Here is a 3632-nt window from a genome sequence, read left to right as displayed (position 1 = left end):
GCCGCCACCCGCCCCGGAGCCCGGCCGTGGGTACGGCAAGCCGGGTGTGATCCCGCTGCGCCCGCTGACCGTCGGCGAGATCCTGGACGGCTCCGTGCAGACGATGCGACGGCACCCGGCGCTCGTCTTCGGGGTGTCCGCGGTCGTCGCGGTGGTCGCCGCCGCGTTGAACCTGGCCGTCTCGAACTGGCTGCTCAGTGCCAACCCCATCCCGGCGCAGCTCGGCCCCGCGGCGACCCAGCAGGAGCAGGTGGAGTGGCTGCGCCAGGCGTTCGGCAGCCTGGCCACGTCCCTCGGCGCCCTCGTGGTGATCTCCCTGCTGATCCACACGTTCCTCGCCGGGTTCATCACGGTCGTCGTCGGCCAGGCGGTGCTCGGCCGCCCGGTCACCCTCCGCGATTCGCTCGCCGAGCTGCGTCCCCGCCTGTTACCGCTGCTGGGACTGACCGTGCTGGTCACCCTCATCGTCGCGGTGGCCTCGGTGTTCCTGGTCATTCCCGGGATCTGGCTGTGGGTGATGCTCAACCTGGCCGCGCCCGCCCTCGTGCTGGAACGCGCGGGTATCGGGGCGGCCATGCGGCGGTCGTGGCGGCTGGTGGTGGGCAGCTGGTGGCGCGTGTTCGGCGTCCTGCTGCTCGCCGGGATCGCGGCGCTGATCATCAGCACCGTCATCGAAATCCCGTTCGGCGTCGGACTCTTCACGTCCAACGCCGAGGACGTGGCGAACCAGTCCGTCGGCAGCCAGCTGCTGGGCTCGCTCGGCACCGTCATCGCGGACACCATCGTCGGGCCGTTCACCGCCGCGGCGACCGCGCTGCTGTACATCGACCAGCGGATGCGCAAGGAGGGCATGGACATCCAGCTGGCCCGTTCCGCCGGCATGGCGCAGTGATCTTCTGGCTGCTCGCCGACGTCCCGATCATCATCGACCGGGACGCGGCGCAGCGCGCGGCGGCCGCCGAGCTGGCCAAAGCGGAGTACCACGCGGCCGATCCCGGCCTGGTCAACCGGATCCTGAACTGGCTCGGGCAGCGGCTGTCCGACCTGTTCGACGCGGCATCCGCCGCCGTGCCCGGTGGTCCGCTGGGCCTGCTGGTGTTGCTGGCGGTGCTCGTGCTGGTGGCGGTCGTGGTCCGGTTGCGGGTCGGAAAGCTGTCCCGTAACACGCGGGTGCCCGCGATGGTGTTCGAGGACCGGGCTCGGACGGCGCATGAATACCGGCAGGCAGCCGAAAGTGCTTTCGTGGCAGGGGATTTCGCCGCGGCTGTCCGTGAGCGGTTCCGGGCGGTCGTGCGTGGCCTGGAGGAGCGCGAGGTCCTGGAAGCGCTTTCCGGGCGCACCGCTGATGAGGCCGCGCGCGACGCGGCCGTCCGGCTGCCGGCCGCCCGCGAAGAGCTGGCCGCGGCGGCACGGTTGTTCGACGACGTGCACTACGGCGACCGGCCCGCGACCGGCGATGACTACCGGCGCCTCGTCGCGCTCGACGATCTGGTGCACCGGGAACGTCCGGGAGTCCTTACGTGACAACGGTTTCTCCTGACGCGCGGCGGATCTGGCGTGCCGCACGGGCGCCGGTGTTCATCGCGGTGGTGCTCGTGCTGGGTGCGATCGCGCTCATGCTGGCCAGGGACAGCGGCACGCACGGCGCGCTCGACCCGGGGTCGGCGGACCCGGGCGGCTCGCGTGCGCTCGCGAACCTGTTGGCACAGCAGGGAATTCGTGTCGTGCCGGTACACACGCTCGCGGAAACCGAAGCCGCGCTCAGTGATGACGCGACACTGCTCGTGACCGAGCCGGGTCTGGTCGGCCCCGCGCAGCTCGGCCGGCTGCGCGGGCAGGTCGCGGACGCCGTGTTCGTCGCGCCAGGACAGGAAATTCTCGATCTGCTGCTGCCCGGCGTGGTGGTGCGCGGGCAGCGCAACGTCACCGTGCGTTCGCCGGGGTGCACGGTCGCGGCGGCTGTGGCCGCGGGAAACGTTGTGCTCGGCGGTCTCGAATATGAGGCGCACGAACGGGGCCGGTCGTGTTATGGCGGTTCTTTGGTGCAGGTCACCGGAAGTACCACGCTGCTTGGGGACGGCGCGCCGTTGACGAACGAACGGCTGGCCGACGAGGGTGACGCGGCGCTCGCGCTGCGGTTGCTGGGGCGGCACGGCACGCTTGTCTGGTATGTGCCGTCGCCGGGTGATCCCGCGGCCGGGGTTTCGGAGCGGTCGCTGACGGATCTGTTGCCGCGTGGCTGGTTGTTCGGCGCGATTCAGCTTGCGGTGGCGGGGTTTTTGTTTGCGTTGTGGCGGGCGAGGCGACTGGGGCCCGTTGTGGTTGAACCATTGCCGGTCGTGGTGCGATCCGCCGAGACGACGGAAGGGCGGGCCCGGTTGTACCGGCGCTCGGGTTCGGCCGCGCACGCCGGGGGATTGTTGCGGTCGGCGGCGATCGAGCGGCTGCGGCCGGTGCTCGGGCTCGGCGCGGGTGCCGAACCCGCCGCGGTAGTCAGTGCGATCGGCGCCAGGACCGGCCGTGATGCCGGGGCGCTGTTGTACGGGCCGGCTCCGGACGACGATGCGTCGCTGGTCCGGCTCGCCGATGAACTCGACCGGTTGGAGAGGGAGGTACGAGGATCTTGACCACTGAGGCGGCCGTGGGTGCCCGTGAGGCGTTGCTGGCGTTGCGCGCGGAGGTCGGCAAAGCGGTGGTGGGCAATGATGCCGCCGTCACCGGGTTGATCATCGCGTTGCTGTGCCGGGGGCATGTGCTGCTCGAAGGCGTGCCGGGGGTGGCGAAAACGTTGCTGGTGCGGGCTTTGGCGGCGGCGCTGGATGTCGGTACGGCGCGGATCCAGTTCACGCCGGACCTGATGCCCGGCGACGTGACGGGTTCGATCGTGTACGACTCGGGGGAGTTCGCGTTCCGCGAGGGGCCGGTGTTCACGAACCTGTTGCTGGCCGACGAAATCAACCGGACGCCGCCGAAGACGCAGTCGGCTTTGCTGGAGGCGATGCAGGAGCGGCAGGTTTCGGTGGAGGGAAAGGCGCGAGCGCTGCCGGACCCGTTCATCGTGATCGCGACGCAGAATCCTGTTGAATACGAAGGAACTTACGCGTTGCCGGAGGCGCAGCTGGACCGGTTCCTGGTGAAGCTGACGGTGCCGACGCCGTCGCGCGAGGACGAGATCGGGATTTTGTTGCGGCACGCGGCCGGTTTCGACCCGGGCGACCTGCGCGCGGCGGGTGTGCGCCCGGTCGCGGGCGCGTCGCACCTGGCGGCGGCGCGGGAGGCGGTGGGCATGGTGGTCGTGAACCAGCAGGTGCTGGGCTACATCGTGGACCTGTGCCGGACGACACGGTCTTTGCCCTCGGTGCGCCTGGGGGTTTCTCCGCGCGGCGCAACGGCTTTGCTGGCGGCGACGCGGGCTTGGGCGTGGCTCGCCGGCCGCGACTATGCGACGCCGGATGACGTAAAATCGTTGGCGCGCCCGGCTTTGCGGCACCGGCTGGACCTGCGCCCGGAGGCGGAACTGGAAGGCGCCACGGCGGACGGTGTCCTGGACCGGGTGCTCGCGACAGTCCCGGTGCCAAGGTGATGACAACGTCTTGCGGCGGTCCGGTGGTGACCCGGGCGAAGTCGATGGT

Annotated in this window: 4 protein-coding genes; all 4 read left to right on the top strand. The window is 70.6% G+C overall.

The features are described 5' to 3' along the window. Positions 1–892, top strand: an 892-nt coding sequence (locus GKO32_RS38275) for a DUF7847 domain-containing protein (protein WP_166459857.1), incomplete at its 5' end; no start/stop codon positions are given. After that, on the top strand, positions 889–1524 hold the full coding sequence (locus tag GKO32_RS37665) for a DUF4129 domain-containing protein (RefSeq protein ID WP_312869282.1): 636 nt from the start codon (positions 889–891) through the stop codon (positions 1522–1524). The genes GKO32_RS38275 and GKO32_RS37665, both read left to right, overlap by 4 nt. After that, a complete protein-coding gene (locus GKO32_RS37660) occupies positions 1521–2627 on the top strand; it encodes a DUF4350 domain-containing protein (protein ID WP_312869281.1) in 1107 nt (368 codons plus the stop codon). The genes GKO32_RS37665 and GKO32_RS37660 overlap by 4 nt, the downstream gene beginning before the upstream one ends. Next, on the top strand, positions 2624–3583 hold the full coding sequence (locus tag GKO32_RS37655; protein ID WP_154761685.1) for an AAA family ATPase: 960 nt from the start codon (positions 2624–2626) through the stop codon (positions 3581–3583). The genes GKO32_RS37660 and GKO32_RS37655 overlap by 4 nt, the downstream gene beginning before the upstream one ends. Positions 3584–3632 lie beyond the last annotated feature (49 nt).

This window comes from Amycolatopsis pithecellobii (assembly GCF_009707865.1).
Taxonomy (GTDB): domain Bacteria; phylum Actinomycetota; class Actinomycetes; order Mycobacteriales; family Pseudonocardiaceae; genus Amycolatopsis_E; species Amycolatopsis_E pithecellobii.
Note: the sequence above shows the minus strand (reverse complement) of the source record. Positions and strands in the feature narration are given on the sequence as shown.